Origin of the sequence: Paraburkholderia caffeinilytica (assembly GCF_046030355.1) — a bacterium.
GTDB lineage: Bacteria > Pseudomonadota > Gammaproteobacteria > Burkholderiales > Burkholderiaceae > Paraburkholderia > Paraburkholderia caffeinilytica_B.
This window is the reverse complement of the sequence record NZ_JAQQCQ010000015.1, coordinates 18,106-38,831: the sequence shown is the minus strand read 5'-3', so window position 1 is coordinate 38,831 and position 20,726 is coordinate 18,106. Positions and strand designations below refer to the sequence as shown.

Here is a 20,726-nt window from a genome sequence, read left to right as displayed (position 1 = left end):
TGAAGGCGGGGGCGCACGCGCCGCTCAATACGTCGGCGCGTTCCGATCGCCCGGTTCAACGCAATCCTCTACGCCGAAATACTTCCGCACCAAAGTCAGTGCTTTCCAGTGTCTTGACCATCCGTATCGGCAGTACCTGCGTCCTTCACCGAAGCATTCGCTGCGCCTGACCCGCCGGGTACACCGCTGGCCAATCCCTCAGCATCGCCCACTCCACCCACGCCGCCTGCCGTTACTCCCCCATCTACACCGCCAACCTGGGCTCCAGCGTCGACCCGAGCGCCACGCGCAAGTCGCCAGGCGATCGCACCGAGCGAACCGACAGCCAGCAACAACGCGGCCCATAACATGTAGCGCCGCATCGCATCGGGGTCGTTGCCGGCTGACGGCGCATTAGCGTCCTGTCCAACCGGCAGCGCCTCGCCCAGCCGCGCCGCCACGGCAACCGACGAAGCGCCCATCAGCAGATCCGCCCGGCTCACCGCCGACGACACCGCGGCCGCACTCCCCACCGCCAGCGTGAACGGCGCAACTCCGCGCGCGACGAACGTGAGCGTCGCCGGACGCCAGCCTGCAGCGACGCTCAGTGTGCCGCTGCCCAAGCCGCCATTGCGCGTGTCGACCACCACGCGCCACTGACGATCCGTGTCAGGCATCATTTCGAGCGCTGGATTGCTTTGCTCCACCGTGCCGTTGTGCAACCGGAACAGCGTCGCGCCCGATACCTCCCGCCATGCCGTCTCCAGACCCGAACGCGAATAGACGACGGCCGGCGCCACCGTATTGGGCTGCGGGAGATTCAGGCGCAAACGATCGATGGGATAAGGACCGCCGGTCTCAAAGAAATACTCGCCGGCCTTCGGCCCCGGATGAGCCACGATGCCTTCGCGCCATTGCCGTTGCGTCTCCGCGCGCTGTGCCGCGCCGACGCTTGCCGCTCGCACCTGAGCATCGATCGATTCGACATAGGGCGCACCGTCGAGCCAGCGCAGCCGCAGATAACGCGCGCGCATCCCGTTGAGCTCGATGCGGTCCTGGCTCAGCGTGCTGCCGTTGTAGCTGACCTTCAGCAGTTGCGCCTCGCCAGCGGGTTGCCAGTTGCGCAAATCGTCACTGGATTCGACGTTGACGCGCCCCTGGTAATTGTCGTCGCGCACATGCACGACCAATGCATCGACCCGAGCCTCCCCCCGCGCCTCGCGTCCCACGTCGATCAGATCCGTGTCATGTTGCCCGCTTGCCGGCGGGGCCGCGGTTGCGCGCAGCGACCCGTCGGCCGCGATCGTTACGCCGAGCGGCACACCGGTGCCGCGGGAAGCGGCGGGCGGCAAAGGAAACCAGCGCACCGGCCGCATGGTGGCCGGTGCCCGGGCTGACTCACGTGGCGCGTCGAGTGAATAAGGCACAGGTTCGCCGGCACCATTGAACACGCGCACGTCACCGAGATCGCTGCGCTGGCTGGCAGCGTAGACGGCCGCCGGAAGCACCACGCTGTAATAAGCGGCGCCGCTTTCGAGTTCGAGCGCAAAACGCTGCGCGAAACGATCGGCCGCTACGGCCGCCGTCGACACCCACACGGACGAGATCGCAAGACACCACCCCGTCGCTATCAGGACACGCTTCATTGCTCAGTTTCCAGAACTGCCGCTTTGGGCGGCAACGGTGAGAAGTAGCCGATTAGCAGCAACATCAGGCCGATACCGATGAACGACACGATCCGCTCGATACCCGTCACGTGCGACAGATCGAACAGGAACAGCTTGACGACAATCACCGCAAGCAGTCCGCCGCCGACGATCCAGAATATCCGGCTGGCCCGACGGGTCGCCCAGATCATCATAGCCAATGCGCAGACTGTCCAGAACACCGATACCGACGCCTGCACGAGCATCGAATGTGACATCTCGTCGAGCCGGTACGGCACGCCGATCCAGTGATGCAGTGCGCGCAGCAGCAGGGCGTTGAACCATAGGAACAGCGTCGCGAGCGCCGCATAGTCGAAAGCCCGCGAATGCCAGTGCACGCCCAGTGCGCGAAGGCGCCGCAACCACACCGCGCAAGCGATGAACGCCAGAATCTGCGCCACGTCCAGCGGATTCGCGATCGGCAGCCAGAAGAGCGGCGCGGCGCTGCCGTCGCTCGTCAGACTCGCGATGCTCCACGCCCACAGCAAAGCGGCGAGCGGCGCGGCTGCCCCTATCTGATAGGCCGCTACGAAGCGCGCGACCGGCCAGCGCAAACGGTGTCCCACGCCCGCCACCAACAGCAGCAGAATGCCGAAACCATCAGCCCACGCGCTCCAGCTCCATGCGCCTTCCGGCACGTAGGCGCGCAAGCTCCAATAACTTTCGAGCGCGACGAGTGCACCGGCTGTCCAGAACATCAGCGTATGCAGCGGCGCGAGCACACGATCGCCGACATCGCGCTGCTGACGCCATAGCAGCAGGTAGGTGGACACAGCGACGACCGCGCAAACCAGCCAGCCGTAACCGCTGACCGGCGCCCTGCTCAATATGAACAGACTCAACGTCAGCACCGCGAGAACCGGTACGAGCGCCAGAGCAGGCAGTTCGGCGAGCGGCCAACGCAGCTTGCGCCTCGCGCCGTGCGCGAGCCACGCTGTCAGAACGGCGAACAGCGCGACGACGGCGGTCTCGAAACGATCGCGGTCGTACGCAAGATGTGCCTGCGCGTACACCTGAATTTCGCCGAGGCCGCCCAGGATCCACCACGACAACCCCCATACGCTGGCGACGAGGCCGATCCCCGGCATCCATGCATGCCACGCGCCCGCCTCGCTGCGCCCATGCAACCGCCATCCCGTGAAGAGGCCGGCGAGCGCGATCAGCACGCTCGCGATGTACGCGCCGTTGAGGATCGGCCACGCATGCGCGCCATCGGTCTGCGCGAACATGTCGAACCCATATGCGCCCGCCGCTGCCAGTTGCATCAGCAAGCCGAAGCCGAACGCGACCAGACGCCGTTGACGCACGGCGAGCCAGGTGACCGCGGCCCCTTCGATCGCCCAGGTCGCGCTCGTGGTCGGTCCGGTGAAAGCGAGCGGGACGGCAAGCGTGGCGAAGATCACGGCCAGCGCGAGCATGGCCTCGAACATCATGCCGAGTCGCGCGAGCCGCCGCGCTAGCCAACCCGCAATCGCGAGGTAAAACGCCGCCAGCGCCGCCGCGCTCCACGCGAGACCGAATTCGGTGCCCTTCATCAGCGCCGCTTGCAGACCGATAACGACAAGAGGCGTGCCGAACACCAGCGTACCGTCGACGTAATGCTTGAGCGCGACCTCGCGGCGCACCGCGTAGAACAACGCGATGCCGACATACATCAGGAAGAACAGAATCAGGAACGGCTCGGTGCTGGCCAGCAGCTCGGGCCGGTAGGCCGTCACACCCCATGCCGCGCCGATCGAAAACGTGAACACGAAACCGAGCAGATTCAGAGGCCGCCACGCCTTGAACCACGCGATCGCGAAAATTCCCGCATTGAGCAGCGCGTAGTAGCTGAACAGCATCACGTGACTGCCGCCGCCCGTCGACAGAAGCACCGGCGCGAGGAAACCGCCCGCGCTGCCCATGAAGGCCAGCGACGACGCGTTCTGCCGCACCGCCAGAAACGCGCTCAAGCCGCAGATCGCGATCATCAACGGCAAGGCCGCGGCTGCCGGCAACAAGTGGTACAGCCTGGTCGCGGCGAACACCGTCAGATAGAGTGTGCCGACGCCGCCGCCCTGAAGGATCAGCCCGTATGCGCCGCGACGCTCGCCAATGCGCCAGCCGAGTCCGAGCAACGCGGTGGCGGCAAGCGCAACGCCGGTGAGGCGGAATTCGATCGGCAGCAAGCTGTTGTCGGCCGCGTATTTGAGCAGGAACGCAATGCCGAAGAACAGCACGATGATGCCGATCCGCACGACCGTGTTGCCGCCGAATAACCAGTCGCGGCCGCTTTTGAAGAGGCGTTCGGCGAGACTGGGGCTGCGCGGCGGTGCGGGCGGTACGGGCGGTACGGGCGGTGCTGACTGTGCTGACTGTGCTGACTGTGCTGGCGGGTCGAGCGGAGACGGTGGCGCCGGTGGGGTTTGCATCAACGTTGTTGCCTCAGCCCCCGGGTGCTGCTTCTGCCCCGTCGCAGATGGCATCCCATCTGAACGCGGCTCACCCCCGGCCGGTTGCAAGATGAATGTCGAAAGCTCTCCATCCACGCTTCCGGTTGCTGATGCTCCAGTGACGCCCGCCCGCAACTCGCGGATTTCGCCGCGCAAAACGACGATCTCGCGCTCGAGCCTCTCGACGCGCGCCAATAGTTCGCCGCCGGATGGGCTGCTGGGTATGCTGCCGGATGAGCTATCGGATGAACTCAAGCCATCGCCCACAGCTGCCCTGGACGCGAGTTCGTTCGCAGTGCCCGGAGACCTCTTTTTCAGCAGGCGTGCGAGCGCAACACCGGCCACCCCGCCCATCAATGCACCGAAGCTGATCGAGAAATCGTTCGACACGGCGGCCACTATCCCGAGTACCGCGCCGATCACGGCGAATATCACGCTCATCGCATCCCTCGTTTATTGTCTTCTGTGGCGAGATCCGTTTGTCGCACGGTTTAAACCGCAAGTAGCACGCTGGCAATACGGCGAAAATCGGCGCGCAGAATACCACGTCAGTCCGACTTTTAAGCCATCGCGCCGGCGAAGCTGCATGTCAACGCTGGTTCGCTGATACATAGCGTTTTTTTGCTGACTTTACGCTGCCTGTTTTCCCTGGATTAATCCGCAGGTGGAAATGCGCCCAAGCTGCCTGATAGATTAACTGCGAGAGATCAACTGCGAGATTAACCGCGCTGAAACCGATCGTCACGCTTCGAGCCTGGCAAGCCTGGCGCCGCGGCCGCGTTCACTGCAAGCCGCCAACCGTGTCAAAATTCGGCACCGGCCACCGGGCCTTCGATCACCCCCATTTCATCCAGGGACGTTTCAGTGGACATCAACAAACAGGTAGCGGCCCTCACCGCCTCGGAACTTCAAACCGCCGGCGCGAGCCAGGCGACGGCGATCGCCGTCAGTGTGCTGTTGCGTCATCTGCGCTCGCCTGAGCTGGCAAAACTGTTGTCGTCGGCATTCGAAAACCACCAGGCGGTCATGCTGCAAACACCGTGGCCCGATCCGATGCTGCAGGCGTTCGAATCGACCCGCCGCTTCCTCGAAGGCTCCGTGCAAGCCGAGTTGCCGGGCACGCAAGCCGAATCGCAACCGCCGGCGCCGGGCGCCTGAGCGCGGCCGGGCCCGCGCGGCCTGGCACCAGACATACGAAAAACAAAAAACCCCGCCAGTCCAAAGACTTAACGGGGTTCTCTGCTGCATACGGTTGGTGCGAGGGAGGGGACTCGAACCCCTACACCCTTGCGGGCGTCAGGACCTAAACCTGGTGCGTCTACCAATTTCGCCACCCTCGCAGCCGGGCAAAGCGCTGCGCGTTCTGCCCGATGTCCTGCATGCCGACGGACGCGGTAAAACCCGCGCCCGAAAGCGTAAGCGCGAGATTCTAACCGATTGATTCGCGCTTGTCTGCATTTGCTCATGTATCGGCCGGAGGCAGCGTCGATGCTACAATTTTTGGCTAAACGCACGCACGACGTGCCCTCTTCGCCTGCCCTTCCCCACATTCCAATCCTGTGAATTTCGACGAATACTGCCAGCAGAAAGCGGCCCCGCCCGGATCGAGCATTTACTATGCGCTTCGGCAAGCGCCCGCGGCAAGCCAACCGCTCCTGACCGCGCTGTTCGCGCTGCGCCGCGAGTTCGAGGAAACCGTCAAGGAAACCAGCGATCCGGCCATTGGGCGCACCAAGCTCGCGTGGTGGCAAAACGAGCTCGCCGCGCTGGCTTCGGGCTCGCCGTCGCATCCGGTGTCCAAGGCGCTGGCGGCTTATCTGCCCGACGTGCAGGCTGCGTATCCCGAGTTGCAGGCGTTGCTCACCGGTTTCGAAATGGATCTCGACCAGGCCCGCTACCTCGACTACCCGAATCTGCGGCGCTATGTGCAGGGCGTCGGCGGCACGTTCGCGTCGCTGGTCGCGCGCGCGACGGCGAAAGACGCCACGCAGGCGCCGGTCTGGTCGGCACCGCTCGGTGAGGCGTTGCTGCTCGCGCAGTTCGTCGTCGAAACAGGCAATGATGCGCGTCATGGCCGCATCTATATTCCGATCGACGAAATGCAGCGCTTCAACGTCACCGCCGCGGATCTGATCAATCGGAAATATTCCGAGGCGTTTACCGATCTGATGCGCTTCGAGACCAAGCGGGCCCGCGACGCGTTGCAGGCAGCGCTCGCCGCTGTGCCCGCAAATGAGCGCCGTTCGCAGCGTACGCTGGTGGCGCAGGCGGCACTCGCTCTCGCGCTGCTGGATGAAATCGAACGTGACGGTTATCACGTGCTGCATCAGCGCATCGCGTTGACGCCGATCCGCAAACTCTGGATCGCGTGGCGCGCCCGGTAAACGGGCGACACGACGAACGAGATCTCATGCTGACAAGGAAACCGTTAAAGAAGCGCCGTCCACCATCAGACACGTAGCAACGGCAGCGGATCGAACCGCTGCTGAAGGATTGCCGACGCGTCGAGCCCCCACCAGGGCCCGAGCACCGTCGCGTAGAGTTGCTGGAAATCGACGCCGACCGGCAAGTTGCCATTGCCGTCGAGCCGCGCCAGCACCGGCGGCACGCCATACAAACCGCCCCGCACCCGGCCGCCCATCACGAAATGCGGCGCCACGGTGCCGTGGTCGGTGCCGTTGCTCTGATTCTCACGCGGGCGCCGGCCGAACTCGGCATAGGTCATCACCAGCGTCTCGTCCCAGCGGCCGAGCTCCACCAGCGCCGATTTCATCGATGCAAATCCTTCGGCCAGTTGCTTGAGCAGCGACGCCTGCTGACCGGGCTGGTTCTGATGCGTATCGAAACCGTTCAACGTCAGACGGATCACCGCGACGCCCTGTCCGCCGCGTGCCTGGCCTTGCGGTTTGTTTCGCAAGGCGGCGTCCTTCGGGGCATCGCTGGCGGCGAGCACCTGCATCGCCGTCTTGATCGAGCCGCCGAATGCGCCGCCGGGAAACACCGTCTTCAGTTGCGCCTGACCTTGGGTGGGACGCAGACGATCGGCGGCTTTCACGATGTCGTTTTCGACGTCGAGAATATGCGCCAGTTCCGGATTACGCTCGTGCAGCGACACCGGCGTAGCGAGGCGCGAGGCGTTGACGAACTGCGCCGGATTGACCAGCGCGATCGCGCGTGCGCCGTTGGCGAGCGGCCCCATTTCGGCGCTGCCGATCACTACGCCGTCGGCAGCAAAACCGGCGGGCACCGGCACTTGCGCGAATGCACGCGTCAGCCAGCCTTCGCGCAGATATTGATCCGAACGCGACGCGGTGTCCCAGATCTCGATCGAGCGAAAATGCGACAGATTCGGCTGCGCGTAGCTGACGCCCTGCACGATCGCCAGTTGCTGGCTCTGCCAAAGCGGCATCAACGGTTGCAACGACGGATGCAGCGCGGTGCGCTCGTCGAGCTGAATCACCTGCTCGCGTTTGATGCCGATGTTTTTACGCAGCTGATAGTAGGTGGGATCGGCAAACGGAATCACGGTATTCAAGCCGTCATTGCCGCCCTTCAGTTCGACGAGGATCAAGAGGTTGCCGTAGCCGCGATTCGTTGGGACGTCCACGGCTGCCGTCTGCGCACCGAACGCGCGTGGCAACCAGAGCGTCGCGCCGGCGGCGGCGCTCATCGAGAGAAAGCTGCGTCGTTTCATCCTGCACCTCGTTCGATTGTCACGGCGCGTGTCTTGCCGCCGCCGGCGGGTCGCTTATTTATGTTGCCGAATTGCGCTGCGGCTCTGAGTCAAACAATTGAGCTGCCCGGTTCCGTCGCCCGTTACAGCCGCTCACCTCAACGGATAACCTCGCTGCTCACTTCAACTGATAGGCCGGATCCATCAGCAACGCCTCCAGATAAGCGCTGGCGGTCGAATCGGTTTCGATCGCGTCGACCGGCGTAAGCGGCAAGACCGCGTGCTGCAATTGAAGCTCCACCGACAGCCCCGGCTTCGCCGTCGGCGTGGTGTTGTAATGCGCAAGCCAAGTGTCGATGTCAAAGCGTACGCCACCTTGGCCCATCTGGCCGACGCGCGCCATCGCGCGCTGCATCGGCGGATTCGGCTGCATGTCGCCCCGCGCGCCGCTCGCCGCGATCCTGGTGCTCGTCGGAATGTTCATACGCTGCGGACGGGCGGTTTCCGTTGCTCGAAACAATTGCTCGACGAATTGCTTACGCGCAAGCAGTGTCGAACTATTGATCCATATCGTGCCACCCGGCCATCCTTTGACGTTCGGCGGGTAGAACAGGTTCTCACCGAGCGTGCGGATCTGCGCCGCGAACGGCGCCGTATTGTCGTAACCGATGTCGAACGCACGCAGTGTGCCGACCACGAACTCAACCGGCGATTTCACGAGGACGCCGCGATCGCCGTCGTCCCAGAACGCGTCGCTCATGAAAAGGCCGTGCAGTGCGACCTTGATATCGTAGTGACTCGCGCGAAACTGCGCAGCGATCGGTGCGATGCGAGCGGGGTCCGGCGTCTCGGAGACGAACTCGCGCCACAGCCTGGTCGTAACGAAGGTCGCGGTTTCCGGTCGCGCCAGCAGGATGTCGAGAACCTGATCGCCGTCGAAAGGACCGGTTTGACCGAGCACGGTCTTGTCGCCCTCGTCATGCTGGTTGGCGCGCCACACGTACGCCTGAGTATCGGGATCGAGGCTCCACCCCGTGTAGGCACGCGCGGCTTCTGATACGTCGCGCTGCGTGTAGCGCCCTTCGCCGAGCGTGAACAACTCCATCACTTCACGCGCGAAGTTTTCATTGGGCTTGCCCTTGCGATTGCTCGCACCATCGAGGTATTGCAGCATCGCCGGATCTTTCGCGACGTCGTGCAACAGCTCGCCGAAGTTGCCGAGCGCGTCACGCCGCAACAGCATGTTCTGCTGCGCCATCTGCTGCGGATACTGGACCTTGTCCTGACCTGAGGTGAAGTGGTTGTGCCAGAAGAGCGTCATGCGCTCCGTCAGCGGCGACGGCGTGCCCAGCATCTCGCGCACCCACCACGCACGTAATAATTCGTAACGCTGACCGCGCAGCCGCTGCTCGTCGCGACGCTGATCGTCCGTCCATGTCTTGCGGATGTCGCGTGTCGGGATCGGTTCGAGCACCCAGTCCGGCAGCGGCGTGACGGCTTCGGTTCGAACTGTCGCCAGCACCTTGTCCACGGCTTGCTCGCGCGTGAGCCCAACGTATTGCGCGACCTCGCCGCTATCGGGCGCAAAGCCGACGCGCGTCAGGAAGAAACGCGCGTCGTCGGCGTCGAGGATGTCCTGCGCGCCAGCGGAAATGACGGATGCAGCAGACGGCGCACGATGCTTGTTGTGGGGAGCAAGAGCGGTATTTTGCTGCTCGGCCGACGCCGGCACACACCACGTCACTGCTGCGAGCGCGGTGGCTGTGACAGCAAGCCAGCGCCCACGATTACCGCCCGTCAGCAATTTCATCATTGGTTATCCGGTTGCGGGGCGTCACGAAAAGGCAGTCGCGTATGCAAAAAACGCGCTCTGCTCTGGCGACTCAACGGCAGATGGAACGGGAAAGTTGACCGGGGAAGTGCAACGAAATCTTTCACGCGCGGAGAAAGCGCGATCGGCGTACCCGGAGCGGGCACGGAAATAGCTAGCGCTTATAGAGCTCGCGGACAGCGTCTTCAATGTGCTGCCGTAACAGACGCCGTTCGTCGGGCGTCATATGGCCATCACGACGGCGTTGATCGAGATCGGGGGGAACTGCAGTGCGCAACATCGCGTCTGACGCAGGGCGGTCGGGACGATCGGGAGTGACGCTGGGGTTGTGGCGACTCGCCTTGGAATTGGGCGGTCTCGGCGCGTGCTCGCTCGCAGCTCTGTCGGCCGAAGGCTGGGCGTGGGCGAGCGTTGGTCCTAGTGTGCCTGTAAGCGTACCGGCTATCGCCAGTGCAATTACGCTTAGGCGCACATTCGGCCAAACCCCTCCCTTCATGTTGTTCCCTTCGTGGCGCGGCAACCGGCTACCTCAAATGCGTATACAAACCCCGGTAGCGAGCCGGGTGCGAGAGTTTTAGTCGAGTGAAGTATCCACCGAACAGCCGCATTCAGTAAAGGAGTCTACCTGCCCCTGCTTTACGTCGTGCCACACTGCGGGTAAATTTTGTAACTGACTGTAACCCGATAAATGATGCAACCGCGCGCTACTTTCTAATCGCGCTAAGATGCCGACCATGGAAACCAAAAACCCTTCGAAAATCCTCGTCGTCGACGATGATCCGCGCCTGCGCGATCTGCTGCGCCGCTACCTCGGTGAACAGGGCTTCAATGTCTACGTTGCCGAGAACGCGCCATCCATGAACAAGCTCTGGGTGCGTGAGCGCTTCGACTTGCTGGTGCTCGATCTGATGCTGCCCGGCGAGGACGGCCTGTCGATCTGCCGCCGCTTGCGCGGCAGCAACGACCGTACGCCGATCATCATGCTGACGGCCAAGGGTGAAGACGTCGACCGTATCGTCGGGCTCGAAATGGGCGCCGACGACTATCTGCCCAAGCCGTTCAACCCGCGCGAACTGGTCGCGCGGATTCATGCGGTGCTGCGCCGTCAATCGCCGTCCGAGTTGCCTGGCGCACCGTCCGAAACCACCGAAGTGTTCGAGTTCGGCGAGTTCGCGCTGAACCTTGCCACCCGCACGCTCACCAAGGCCGGCCAGGAAATTCCGCTGACCACGGGTGAGTTCTCGGTACTGAAGGTGTTTGCGCGGCACCCACGTCAGCCGCTGTCGCGTGAAAAGCTGATGGAACTGGCGCGCGGCCGTGAATACGAAGTGTTCGACCGCAGTCTCGACGTGCAGATTTCGCGTCTGCGCAAACTGATCGAACCTGATCCGGGCAGCCCGCGTTTCATTCAGACCGTCTGGGGGCTCGGCTACGTGTTCATTCCTGACGGCGCAGCCTGAGTTTGCTCTCGCCTCCCGTTTTTGATTTCAAATAAGAAGGGCCCATGCGGATCGACCGGCGCCTCCTGACGCTCGCGTTCGGCGGCCTTTTCTGGCGGACCTTTCTGCTGATCGCGCTGTTGATCGCAGTCAGCCTCGCTGCGTGGTTCCAGAGCTTCCGTGTGATCGAACGCGAGCCGCGCGCCCAGCGCGTGGCTTTGCAGCTGGTTGCGATCGTCAAGCTCACGCGCACCGCGCTCCTCTATTCCGATCCCGACCTGCGGCGCGCCCTGCTGCAGGATCTGGAGAGCAATGAAGGGGTGCGCGTGTACCCGCGAGAAACCACCGACAAGTACAAACTCCAGCCGGACGAGTCGCTGAACCGGCTGATCGAACACGACATTCGCGGCCGCCTCGGCGACGACACGGTCATTGCGCAGAGCGTGAACGACATCCCCGGCGTCTGGATCAGCTTCAAGATCGACGACGACGATTACTGGGTGGCGCTCGACCGCGATCAACTGGACAATGCGACGGGCCTGCAATGGGCCGGCTGGGGGGTGTTTGCACTCGCGCTGTCGTTGTTCGGCGCGGCGTTCATCACCAGTCTCGTGAACCGTCCGTTCGCCCGGCTTGCCATGGCCGCGCGCAAGGTCGGCTCGGGCCAGTCGCCAGAGCCCTTGCCCGAGCGCGGCATGGGCGTGGCCGCCGAGACCAATCGCAGTTTCAACCAGATGGTGCAGGACCTCGAACAGCTCGAGGCCGACCGTGCGCTGATGCTCGCCGGCATCTCGCACGATTTGCGCACGCCGCTCGCGCGGCTGCGGCTCGAAACCGAAATGAGCCCGTCCGACCAGACCACGAAAGACGCCATGGTCGACGACATCGAGCAGATGGACATGATCATCGGCCGATTCCTCGATTACGCTCGTCCGGTGCAGCGCGTGCCGGAGCCCGTCGATCTGTCGGTGATCGCGGGCGAGCTTGCTGCACGAATGCAAAGCGAGGACAGCATGCGGCTGATTACGCGCCTCGCGCCGTCGGCGGTGATCGAGGCGGATGAGACCGATATGCGGCGCGTGGTCGGCAATCTGCTGGAGAACGCGCGCAAGTACGGTTTGAGCGACGGCGACGGCATACCGCACGTGATTCTGGAAACGCGGGTATCGCACTCGCGGGTCGAATTGTCCGTGGTCGACGAGGGTCCCGGCATTCCAGAGGACCAACTGGCGCTTGTCACGCGACCGTTCTATCGCGTGAATTCCGCGCGCACCCAGGCGAACGGCACGGGTCTCGGCATGGCCATCGTGCAGCGGCTGGTAGGCCGTTATCGCGGCGCGCTGCGCCTGCGCAATCGCACGCCAGGGCCGGGCCTCGAGGTCACTATCGAGTTTCCACTGGCAAAAGGCGCCTGACCGGCTGGCGCGTTATGTCGACCGCGTGGAGTCCTATCGCGCCAAGGCGCTAGCCAACGGCTATTGAGCGGATAACCTCATAGGACCATACTCGAAAACGTGCAACGTACCTGTTACGACGAAATGACAGCGTCGAGCACGCTGCTTTCCCATCTCACGAAGGAGCTCTTGCATGAAAACCGTTGGCGATAAAGTCGAGGCATTCACCGTCACTGCGGCCAAGCCGGGCTTCAACAACCATGAAGAAAATGGTGTGTCCGCGTTCGAAGAGATCACGGAGCAGTCGTTTCCGGGCAAGTGGAAAATCATCTACTTTTATCCGAAAGACTTCACGTTCGTGTGCCCGACCGAAATCGCCGAGTTTGACAAGCTGGCCAAGGATTTCGAAGAGCGAGACGCGGTGTTACTCGGCGGCAGTGTAGACAACGAATTCGTCAAGCTGGCCTGGCGCCGCGAGCAAAAGGAACTGAGCAGGCTAAACCATTACTCGTTTGGCGACGTGAAGGGCGAATTGATCGACCAGCTCGGGGTGCGCGACAAGGAAGCCGGCGTGGCGCTGCGCGCAACGTTCATCGTCGATCCGGACAACACGATTCAACACGTTTCGGTGAACAACCTGAACGTCGGCCGCAATCCAACAGAAGTGCTGCGTATTCTCGACGGTCTGCAAACAGACGAAGAGTGCCCGTGCAATCGCCCGATCGGCGGCGCAACGCTGTAAGCCGCGTATTGCGGCTGAAGGTGAACGAGGGTTTTCCGCGCGCAGCGGGATTAAGTTTTTTTCGCTGCGCGCTCATGGTTTGGGTGAATGCCCCGCAAACGCCAAAACCAAAACTAAAACCAAAGCCCGCTATCAACTCTTGATCAACAAAACCGCTGCCTGCGCTTCAATGCCCTCGCCTCGCCCGAGATAACCCAACTTCTCATTGGTCTTGGCCTTAACATTAACCCGTTCGACCGGCAGATTAAGGTCCGCAGCGATATTAGCCCGCATGCCTTCGATATGCGGCGCGAGCTTGGGCGCCTGAGCAACCACGCTGCTATCCACATTGGCAATGGAAAACCCGGCGGCTTTAACGCGGGCAAAACACTCCCGCAATAAAACCCGGCTATCCGCGCCAGCGAACTTCGCATCCGTATCGGAGAAATGACGCCCAATATCGCCCATTGCGGCCGCGCCGAAAATAGCATCCGTAATGGCATGCAACAGCACATCCGCGTCCGAATGCCCGAGCAGCCCGCGCTCATAAGGAATCGTCACGCCGCCGATAATCAACGGACGTCCCGGCACCAGCGCATGCACGTCATAACCCTGCCCAATTCTGAAATCCATATGCGTCAAGTCCTCAAGCCCATTGATTAAAATCTGATTGACCCATCAATCAGGAAGCCGGCGACGGCCGGCACAGAATCGCCTCGGCCAGATCGAAGTCTTCCGGATAAGTGACCTTGAAGTTGCGCAAACTCCCCTGCACCAATTTGGGCGCGTGTCCCAGCCATTCGATCGCGCTCGCTTCGTCGGTCAAATCGTGGCCGTCCGCCTGCGCGCGCAAAATCGCCTCGCGCAACATGCCGATGCGGAACATCTGCGGCGTCTGCGCTTGCCACAGGCCGTCGCGCGCCTCGGTGCGGGCAATCCGCCCGTCGGATGAGCCCGGCTCGATCCGCTTCAAGGTATCCGCTACCGGCAAGGCCATGATGCCGCCCACCGCGTCGTCCTTCAGCGCGCCGATCAGCGTGCGGATCAAGCCAGGTGTAATGCCCGGCCGCGCGGCGTCGTGCACCAGCACCCAGTCGTCGTCATGCGCGCCGAACTCGGCCAGCGCGTGCAGCCCGTTCAGCACCGACGCCTGGCGCGAGGCGCCGCCGGCGCGGCGCACGGCGAAACGCAAGCCGCTGAAGCGGCGGCCGTCGAAGTGCTGGTCGTCAGGGGCAATCACGACAAGGGTTTGCGCGAACTCGCTGCAGGCGTCGAAAGCCGCCAGCGAGTAATGCAACATATCGCGACCGGCGACAGTGCGATATTGTTTGGGCATCGCGGCGCCGGAACGGCTGCCGGTCCCAGCGCAAGGAATCAGGGCAAATAGACGGGAAGTCACGAATGCGGAGGCCGCGAGGTCAAAGTAAAGGACGGATTTTATAATAGGTCCTTCGCATCTACGCCCCGACACGCGTAAACTTGCCGATCACGTGTGAGCCCGAGGCCGCTTTTTCTCTTCTATGCCAGACATCGCCGCATCATCGCAGTACTCCCCGCCCGTCGCGCTCGTCAAGGCCGGCCAGCGTTTCGCCTTCGACGGCACGCACGGCTCGTCCGACGCGCTGCTGATCGCCCGCTACCATCTTGCCTATCGCGAGAAGGTGCCGCTATTGGCGGTGGTCTGCGAAAGCGCCGTCGACGCGCAGCGGCTGGCGCAGGAAATCGGCTTTTTCGCGCCCGAGGCGCGCGTGCGTTTGCTGCCCGACTGGGAAACGCTGCCTTACGACACCTTTTCGCCCCACCAGGACCTGGTCTCCGAGCGCCTCGCCACACTGCACGATCTCGGCGAAGGCCGCTGCGACATCCTGCTGGTGCCGGCCACCACCGCTCTGTACAGAATGCCGCCCGCCTCGTTCATGGCGGGCTACACGTTCTCCTTCTCGCAAGGCGAGCGCCTCGACGAGGCGAAGCTCAAAGCGCAGTTGACGCTTGCCGGCTACGAGCACGTGAGCCAGGTGGTGCGTCCCGGCGAATACTGCGTGCGCGGCTCGCTGCTCGACCTGTATCCGATGGGTTCGCCCCTGCCGTACCGGATCGACCTGTTCGACGACCAGGTCGATTCGATCCGCGCATTCGACCCGGACACCCAGCGCAGCCTCTATCCGGTGAAGGACGTGCGCCTCCTGCCCGGCCGCGAATTCCCCTTCGACGAAGCGGCGCGCACGGCTTTCCGCAGCCGCTGGCGCGAGACTTTCGAAGGCGATCCGAGCCGCGCGTCGATTTATAAGGACATCGGCAACGGCGTGCCGTCGGCGGGCATCGAATACTATCTGCCGCTCTTCTTCGAAGAAACGGCAACGCTGTTCCACTACCTGCCCGAAGGCGCGCAACTGGCGTTCGTCGGCGATCTGGATGCGGCGATCCGGCGCTTCACCAACGACACCAAACAACGCTACAACTTCCTGTCGCACGATCGCGACCGGCCGATTCTGGAGCCGCAGCGCCTGTTCCTCTCTGACGAGGATTTCTTCGCGTTCGCCAAGCCGTTCGCGCGGCTCGCGTTGCCCGCCAATGCAGGCGGCGGCTGGTCGACCCCGCTGCCGGACCTTGCGCTCGACCGCCACGCGGAAGATCCGGTCTCGGCCTTGCGCGCCTATCTCGACACCACGCCGAACCGCGTGCTGTTCGCCACGGAATCGGCGGGCCGCCGTGAAACGTTGTTGCAACTGCTGGCCGACAATCACCTGAGGCCCGTCTCGAGCGACAGCTTCCAGGACTGGCTCACCAGCAACGAACGTTTTTCGCTAGGCGTCGCGCCTTTGGCGAACGGCTTTGCGGTGCCCGTCGACGGTATCGCGATCATCACCGAGACCGAGCTTTACGGTCCGCTCGCGCGCCGCACGGGACGCCGCCGCCAGGAACAGGCGAGCAACGTCGATTCAATGGTGCGGGATCTATCCGAGCTGAAGCTCGGCGATCCGGTCGTGCATTCGCAGCACGGCATCGGCCGCTATATGGGCCTCGTCACGATGGATCTCGGCGAAGGCGAAACCGAGTTCCTGCACCTCGAGTATGCAGGCGACAGCAAGCTCTACGTGCCGGTCGCGCAACTGCACGTGATTTCGCGCTACAGCGGCGCAGACCCGGAAAGCGCGCCGTTGCATTCGCTCGGCTCGGGCCAATGGGAAAAGGCCAAGCGCAAAGCCGCGCAGCAGATTCGCGACACCGCCGCTGAGTTGCTGAACCTGTACGCCCGCCGCGCCCTGCGGCAAGGCCACGCGTTCGCGCTCGAACCCAAAGACTATGTGAAGTTCGCCGAGAGCTTCGGTTTCGAAGAAACGCCGGACCAGGCCGCGGCGATCGCTGCCGTGATCGGCGACATGACGAGCGGCAAACCCATGGATCGCCTCGTGTGCGGCGACGTCGGCTTCGGCAAGACCGAGGTGGCGTTGCGCGCGGCATTCATCGCCGTGATGGGCGGCAAACAGGTGGCGCTGCTCTCGCCCACCACGCTGCTCGCCGAACAGCACACGCAAACCTTTACGGACCGCTTCTCCGACTGGCCGGTGCGCATCGCCGAACTGTCGCGCTTCAAGTCGACCAAGGAAGTCAACGCGGCGATCCAGCAGATCAACGAAGGCACGGTCGATATCGTGATCGGCACGCACAAGCTGCTGTCGTCGGATGTGCAGTTCAAGCGGCTCGGGCTCGTGATCATCGACGAGGAGCACCGTTTCGGCGTGCGTCAGAAAGAGGCGTTGAAGGCGCTGCGCGCCGAAGTCGACGTGCTCACGCTCACCGCCACGCCGATCCCGCGTACGCTCGGCATGGCGCTCGAAGGCCTGCGCGATTTCTCCGTAATCGCCACCGCGCCGCAAAAGCGCCTCGCGATCAAGACTTTCGTGCGTCGCGAAGAAGACAGCGTGATTCGCGAAGCGATGCTGCGCGAGCTGAAACGTGGCGGCCAGGTGTACTTCCTGCATAACGAAGTCGAAACCATCGAGAATCGCCGGCAGATGCTGGAAGCGCTCGTGCCGGAAGCACGTATCGCCGTCGCGCATGGACAGATGCATGAGCGCGAACTCGAACGCGTGATGCGTGACTTCGTTGCCCAACGCGCGAACGTTCTGCTGTGCACGACGATCATCGAAACCGGGATCGACGTGCCGAGCGCCAACACGATCCTGATCCACCGCGCCGACAAGTTCGGCCTCGCGCAATTGCATCAGCTGCGCGGCCGCGTCGGCCGCTCGCATCACCAGGCGTACTCCTATCTGCTGGTGCATGACCCGCAAGGGCTGACGAAGCAGGCGCAGCGCCGTCTCGAAGCGATCCAGCAGATGGAGGAACTCGGTTCGGGCTTCTATCTCGCGATGCACGACCTCGAGATTCGCGGCACGGGTGAAGTGCTCGGCGACAAGCAGTCGGGTGAGATTCACGAGATCGGCTTCCAGTTGTACACCGACATGCTGAACGACGCCGTGAAAGCGCTCAAGGAAGGCAAGGAGCCGGACCTCACCGCGCCGCTCGCGGCGACCACCGAGATCAATCTGCACGCACCCGCGATTCTGCCGGCGGACTATTGCGGCGACGTGCAGGAGCGGCTGTCGCTCTACAAGCGTCTCGCAAATTGCGAACACAACGATTCGATCGACAGCATTCAGGAAGAGTTGATCGACCGCTTCGGTAAATTGCCGCCGCAAGCGCATGCGCTTGTCGAAACGCATCGCCTGCGGCTGGCGGCGAAGCCCTTGGGCATTTCGAAGATCGATGCGGGCGAAACCGTGATCGGCCTGCAATTCATCCCGAATCCGCCGATCGACGCGATGCGGATCATCGAGATGGTGCAGAAACACAAGCACATCAAGCTCGCGGGTCAGGACAAGCTGCGCATCGAAACGCGCAGCCCGGACCTTGCCGTGCGTGTCGCAACGGTGAAAGAAACCTTGCGCGCGCTCGGCACGCCGAGCCGCGGCACGGCGGCCACGGCTGCTGCGCGCTAGCATGTCGCGCCGTGGCCTGGCGCGCGCGCCGCTATTGCATCAATCCCGGCGTCAACGCCAGCACCCGCCCCGGTGCAAATGCAGGGACCCACGCCTGCCCCATAAAAAGCGGGGTACGTCTAGCTGTTTTCCGTTCATGCTGCGGTGCGCAAACGCGTACCGCAGCATACGGGTACGTTTTTTTTGGGTATGATCGAAAGACTCAAATGCTGGAGTCTTGTCATGTCTCACGTCGCTGAAACAGCGCAGTCCTCGCAAACGCCCGCCTCCGAATCGAATGCTTCGCCCGCCTCGCTGCCCTGGGTGACCCGCCTCGTGTCGATGGACACGGTAAGCCGCAATCCGAATCTCGGTCTGATCGAAACCGTGCGCGACGAATTACGCGCGGTCGGCGTCGAAGCCACGCTCACTCACGACGAAAGCGGCAAATGGGCCAATCTGTTCGCAACGATTCCCGCGCACGACGGTGAGACCAACGGCGGCGTCGTGCTGTCGGGCCATACCGACGTCGTGCCCGTCGACGGTCAGCAATGGGACAGCGATCCGTTCAAGCCTGAAATTCGCGGCGACAAGCTGTACGGCCGCGGCACCTGCGACATGAAAGGCTTCATCGGCGCAGCGCTTTCGCTCGTGCCCGAAATGCAGCGCACGCGGCTCGCCAGGCCGATTCATTTCGCGTTGTCGTTCGACGAGGAAGTGGGATGTGCCGGCGCACCGCTCCTGATTGCCGATCTGATGAAGCGTGGCGTGAAGCCGGACGGCTGCATTGTCGGCGAACCGACCAGCATGCGCCCAATCGTGGCGCACAAGGGCATCAACGCCTATCAGTGCTGCGTGCGCGGCCAGGCCGCCCATTCGTCGCTCACGCCAAAGGGTTTGAACGCCATCGAATACGCCGCGCGCCTGATCTGCTACATCCGCGATATGGCCGATCAGTTCCGCGCGCAAGGCCCGTTCGACGAACTGTACGACGTGCCCTTCACCACGGCGCAAACCAGCACGATCGTCGGCGGGAATGCGATCAATACCGTGCCGGCGGAATGCAAGTTCCAGTTCGAATTCCGCAATCTGCCCACGCTCGATCCCGAACCGATCTTCGCGCGCATCGACCAATATGCGCGCGAAACGCTACTGCCGAAAATGTTGCGCGAGCATCCATCCGCGGCCATCGAGATCACGAAGATCGCCGCGGCGCCAGGGCTCGATTCGTCTGAACAGGCCGCGATCACGCAACTCGTGCGTGCGCTGACCGCGGACCAGGACAAGCGTAAGGTCGCGTATGGCACCGAAGCGGGGCTGTTCTCGCTAGCGGGTATTCCGAGCATCGTGTGCGGCCCCGGCGACATCCAGCAGGCGCACAAAGCCAACGAATTCGTCGCGCTGGATCAACTCGTGGCATGCGAGCGCTTCCTGCAAAAATTCATCCACAGCATGTCGGTCGAAGCGCACGCTCACTGAAACTGAGCGCTGAAAAAACAGTCTTAATCCTATCGAGGAAAAACACGCCTACGCCATGTCAACCGCCACGCCGCAGCACACCGACCATACGATCAACGGCGAGCCGATCCCTACTCTCGACGACATCGCCACGCAGCACTTTGCGTTGACGCCCTGGGTCACGCGCACGCCGGTGTTCGACCGGCTCGACTTTCCGTCGCTGGAAGGCACGGTGGTGAACTTCAAGTTCGAGTTGCTGCAGGCGGGCGGCAGCTTCAAGGCGCGCGGCGCGTTCACCAATCTGCTCGCGCTCGACGAAACGCAACGCAGCGCGGGCGTCACCTGTGTATCGGGCGGCAATCATGCGGTGGCGGTGGCGTACGCGGCAATGCGCCTTGGCATCAGCGCAAAGGTCGTGCTGTTTCGCGCAGCCAATCCGGCACGTGTCGCCTTATGCCGGCAATATCACGCCGACATCGTCTTCGCGGAAAACATTGCCGAAGCCTTCGAACTGGTGCGCCGTATCGAGGCGGAGGAAGGCCGTTATTTCGTGCATCCGTTCAACGGCTATCGCACCGTGCTGGGCTCGGCCACGCTCGGCTATGAATGGGCCACGCAAACGCCCGATCTCGAAGCGGTGATCGTGCCGATCGGCGGCGGCGGTCTCGCGGCCGGCGTGGCCACCGCCATGCGGCTCGCGAATCCGCGGGTGCACCTATACGGCGTTGAACCGGAAGGATCGGATGCGATGGGCAAAAGCTTTGCCGCCAATCACACGGTCAAGATGGGTCACATGCACACCATTGCCGATTCATTGGCCTCGCCGCATACCGAGGAATACAGCTACGAGTTGTGCCGCCGTCATATCGATCAACTGGTCACCGTATCGGACGACCAGTTGCGCGCGGCCATGCTGACCTTGTTCGGACAACTGAAGCTAGCCGTCGAACCGGCCTGTGCCGCCGCTACGGCAGCGCTGCTCGGGCCCCTGCGTGAAACGTTGCAAGGCAAACGCGTGGGCGTGCTGCTGTGTGGCACCAATACCGATCCGGTCAGTTTTGCCGCGCATATCGAACGGGCGCGGCATAGCCAGTCACAGTTCCCGGAATAA

Annotated in this window: 15 protein-coding genes and 1 tRNA gene; 8 read left to right on the top strand and 8 right to left on the bottom strand. The window is 63.1% G+C overall.

Going from position 1 to position 20,726, the window contains the following annotated elements:
- Positions 1-95 precede the first annotated feature (95 nt).
- Both PQQ95_RS22030 and PQQ95_RS22025 read right to left on the bottom strand, forming a co-directional pair.
- Positions 96-1,625, bottom strand: a complete 1,530-nt coding sequence (locus tag PQQ95_RS22030) for a DUF3999 domain-containing protein (RefSeq protein WP_408440640.1) — start codon at positions 1,623-1,625, stop codon at positions 96-98.
- Positions 1,622-4,558 (bottom strand): DUF2339 domain-containing protein, encoded by a 2,937-nt coding sequence (locus PQQ95_RS22025; RefSeq protein WP_408440637.1) that lies wholly within the window; start codon positions 4,556-4,558, stop codon positions 1,622-1,624. Before PQQ95_RS22025 ends, PQQ95_RS22030 begins: the two co-directional genes overlap by 4 nt.
- A gap of 423 nt (positions 4,559-4,981) precedes the next feature.
- Between PQQ95_RS22025 and PQQ95_RS22020 the strand changes: the two genes are divergently transcribed.
- Positions 4,982-5,275 carry a hypothetical protein gene (locus PQQ95_RS22020; protein WP_408440634.1) on the top strand — a complete coding sequence of 98 codons (294 nt, stop codon included), beginning with the start codon at positions 4,982-4,984 and terminating at the stop codon, positions 5,273-5,275.
- 95 nt (positions 5,276-5,370) lie between these two features.
- On the opposite strand, the gene PQQ95_RS22015 is transcribed toward PQQ95_RS22020, so the two are convergent.
- A tRNA-Leu gene (locus tag PQQ95_RS22015) sits at positions 5,371-5,457 on the bottom strand.
- A 219-nt stretch (positions 5,458-5,676) separates the two neighbouring features.
- On the opposite strand from PQQ95_RS22015, the gene PQQ95_RS22010 reads away from it, so the two are divergent.
- Entirely contained in the window at positions 5,677-6,501 is an 825-nt protein-coding gene (locus PQQ95_RS22010) for a squalene/phytoene synthase family protein (protein ID WP_408440631.1), read from the top strand.
- A 65-nt stretch (positions 6,502-6,566) separates the two neighbouring features.
- Here PQQ95_RS22010 and PQQ95_RS22005 read toward each other — a convergent pair whose 3' ends face one another.
- From PQQ95_RS22005 to PQQ95_RS21995, 3 genes are all read right to left on the bottom strand, one after another.
- The gene (locus PQQ95_RS22005) at positions 6,567-7,811 is read right to left on the bottom strand and encodes a DUF1501 domain-containing protein (protein WP_408440629.1); all 1,245 of its coding nucleotides are present in this window, start codon (positions 7,809-7,811) and stop codon (positions 6,567-6,569) included.
- A 157-nt stretch (positions 7,812-7,968) separates the two neighbouring features.
- Positions 7,969-9,444, bottom strand: a complete 1,476-nt coding sequence (locus PQQ95_RS22000; protein ID WP_408440960.1) for a DUF1800 domain-containing protein — start codon at positions 9,442-9,444, stop codon at positions 7,969-7,971.
- 331 nt (positions 9,445-9,775) lie between these two features.
- Positions 9,776-10,117 carry a hypothetical protein gene (locus tag PQQ95_RS21995; protein WP_408440626.1) on the bottom strand — a complete coding sequence of 114 codons (342 nt, stop codon included), beginning with the start codon at positions 10,115-10,117 and terminating at the stop codon, positions 9,776-9,778.
- A 229-nt stretch (positions 10,118-10,346) separates the two neighbouring features.
- On the opposite strand from PQQ95_RS21995, the gene ompR reads away from it, so the two are divergent.
- From ompR to PQQ95_RS21980, 3 genes are all read left to right on the top strand, one after another.
- A complete protein-coding gene (gene ompR / locus PQQ95_RS21990) occupies positions 10,347-11,081 on the top strand; it encodes an osmolarity response regulator transcription factor OmpR (protein ID WP_006048917.1) in 735 nt (244 codons plus the stop codon).
- Between the two features lie 44 nt (positions 11,082-11,125).
- The gene (locus tag PQQ95_RS21985) at positions 11,126-12,475 is read left to right on the top strand and encodes an ATP-binding protein (RefSeq protein WP_408440623.1); all 1,350 of its coding nucleotides are present in this window, start codon (positions 11,126-11,128) and stop codon (positions 12,473-12,475) included.
- 172 nt (positions 12,476-12,647) lie between these two features.
- Entirely contained in the window at positions 12,648-13,196 is a 549-nt protein-coding gene (locus tag PQQ95_RS21980) for a peroxiredoxin (RefSeq protein WP_408440621.1), read from the top strand.
- Between the two features lie 132 nt (positions 13,197-13,328).
- Here the strand turns inward: PQQ95_RS21980 and ispF are convergent, their stop codons facing one another.
- A complete protein-coding gene (gene ispF, locus PQQ95_RS21975) occupies positions 13,329-13,808 on the bottom strand; it encodes a 2-C-methyl-D-erythritol 2,4-cyclodiphosphate synthase (protein WP_408440618.1) in 480 nt (159 codons plus the stop codon).
- Between the two features lie 49 nt (positions 13,809-13,857).
- A complete protein-coding gene (gene ispD, locus PQQ95_RS21970; RefSeq protein ID WP_408440615.1) occupies positions 13,858-14,574 on the bottom strand; it encodes a 2-C-methyl-D-erythritol 4-phosphate cytidylyltransferase in 717 nt (238 codons plus the stop codon).
- 121 nt (positions 14,575-14,695) lie between these two features.
- Between ispD and mfd the strand changes: the two genes are divergently transcribed.
- The 3 genes from mfd to PQQ95_RS21955 all read left to right on the top strand — a co-directional run bounded on the left by mfd (position 14,696) and on the right by PQQ95_RS21955 (position 20,726).
- Positions 14,696-18,178: a transcription-repair coupling factor gene (gene mfd, locus PQQ95_RS21965; RefSeq protein WP_408440613.1), complete on the top strand. Its 3,483-nt coding sequence runs from the start codon at positions 14,696-14,698 to the stop codon at positions 18,176-18,178.
- Positions 18,179-18,400: 222 nt separating this feature from the next.
- Positions 18,401-19,636, top strand: a complete 1,236-nt coding sequence (gene argE, locus PQQ95_RS21960; protein WP_408440610.1) for an acetylornithine deacetylase — start codon at positions 18,401-18,403, stop codon at positions 19,634-19,636.
- A gap of 55 nt (positions 19,637-19,691) precedes the next feature.
- Complete coding sequence (locus PQQ95_RS21955; RefSeq protein WP_408440607.1) at positions 19,692-20,726, top strand: threonine/serine dehydratase family protein; 1,035 nt, start codon at positions 19,692-19,694, stop codon at positions 20,724-20,726.

Coding starts and splice junctions, on each gene's coding strand:
- PQQ95_RS21985 (WP_408440623.1), top strand. CDS start 11,126: ATGCGGATCGACCGGCGCCTCCTGACGCTCGCGTTCGGCGGCCTTTTC.
- argE (WP_408440610.1), top strand. CDS start 18,401: ATGTCTCACGTCGCTGAAACAGCGCAGTCCTCGCAAACGCCCGCCTCC.
- mfd (WP_408440613.1), top strand. CDS start 14,696: ATGCCAGACATCGCCGCATCATCGCAGTACTCCCCGCCCGTCGCGCTC.
- PQQ95_RS21995 (WP_408440626.1), bottom strand. CDS start 10,117: ATGAAGGGAGGGGTTTGGCCGAATGTGCGCCTAAGCGTAATTGCACTG.
- PQQ95_RS22025 (WP_408440637.1), bottom strand. CDS start 4,558: ATGAGCGTGATATTCGCCGTGATCGGCGCGGTACTCGGGATAGTGGCC.
- PQQ95_RS21955 (WP_408440607.1), top strand. CDS start 19,692: ATGTCAACCGCCACGCCGCAGCACACCGACCATACGATCAACGGCGAG.
- ispF (WP_408440618.1), bottom strand. CDS start 13,808: ATGGATTTCAGAATTGGGCAGGGTTATGACGTGCATGCGCTGGTGCCG.
- PQQ95_RS21980 (WP_408440621.1), top strand. CDS start 12,648: ATGAAAACCGTTGGCGATAAAGTCGAGGCATTCACCGTCACTGCGGCC.
- PQQ95_RS22030 (WP_408440640.1), bottom strand. CDS start 1,625: ATGAAGCGTGTCCTGATAGCGACGGGGTGGTGTCTTGCGATCTCGTCC.
- PQQ95_RS22005 (WP_408440629.1), bottom strand. CDS start 7,811: ATGAAACGACGCAGCTTTCTCTCGATGAGCGCCGCCGCCGGCGCGACG.
- ompR (WP_006048917.1), top strand. CDS start 10,347: ATGCCGACCATGGAAACCAAAAACCCTTCGAAAATCCTCGTCGTCGAC.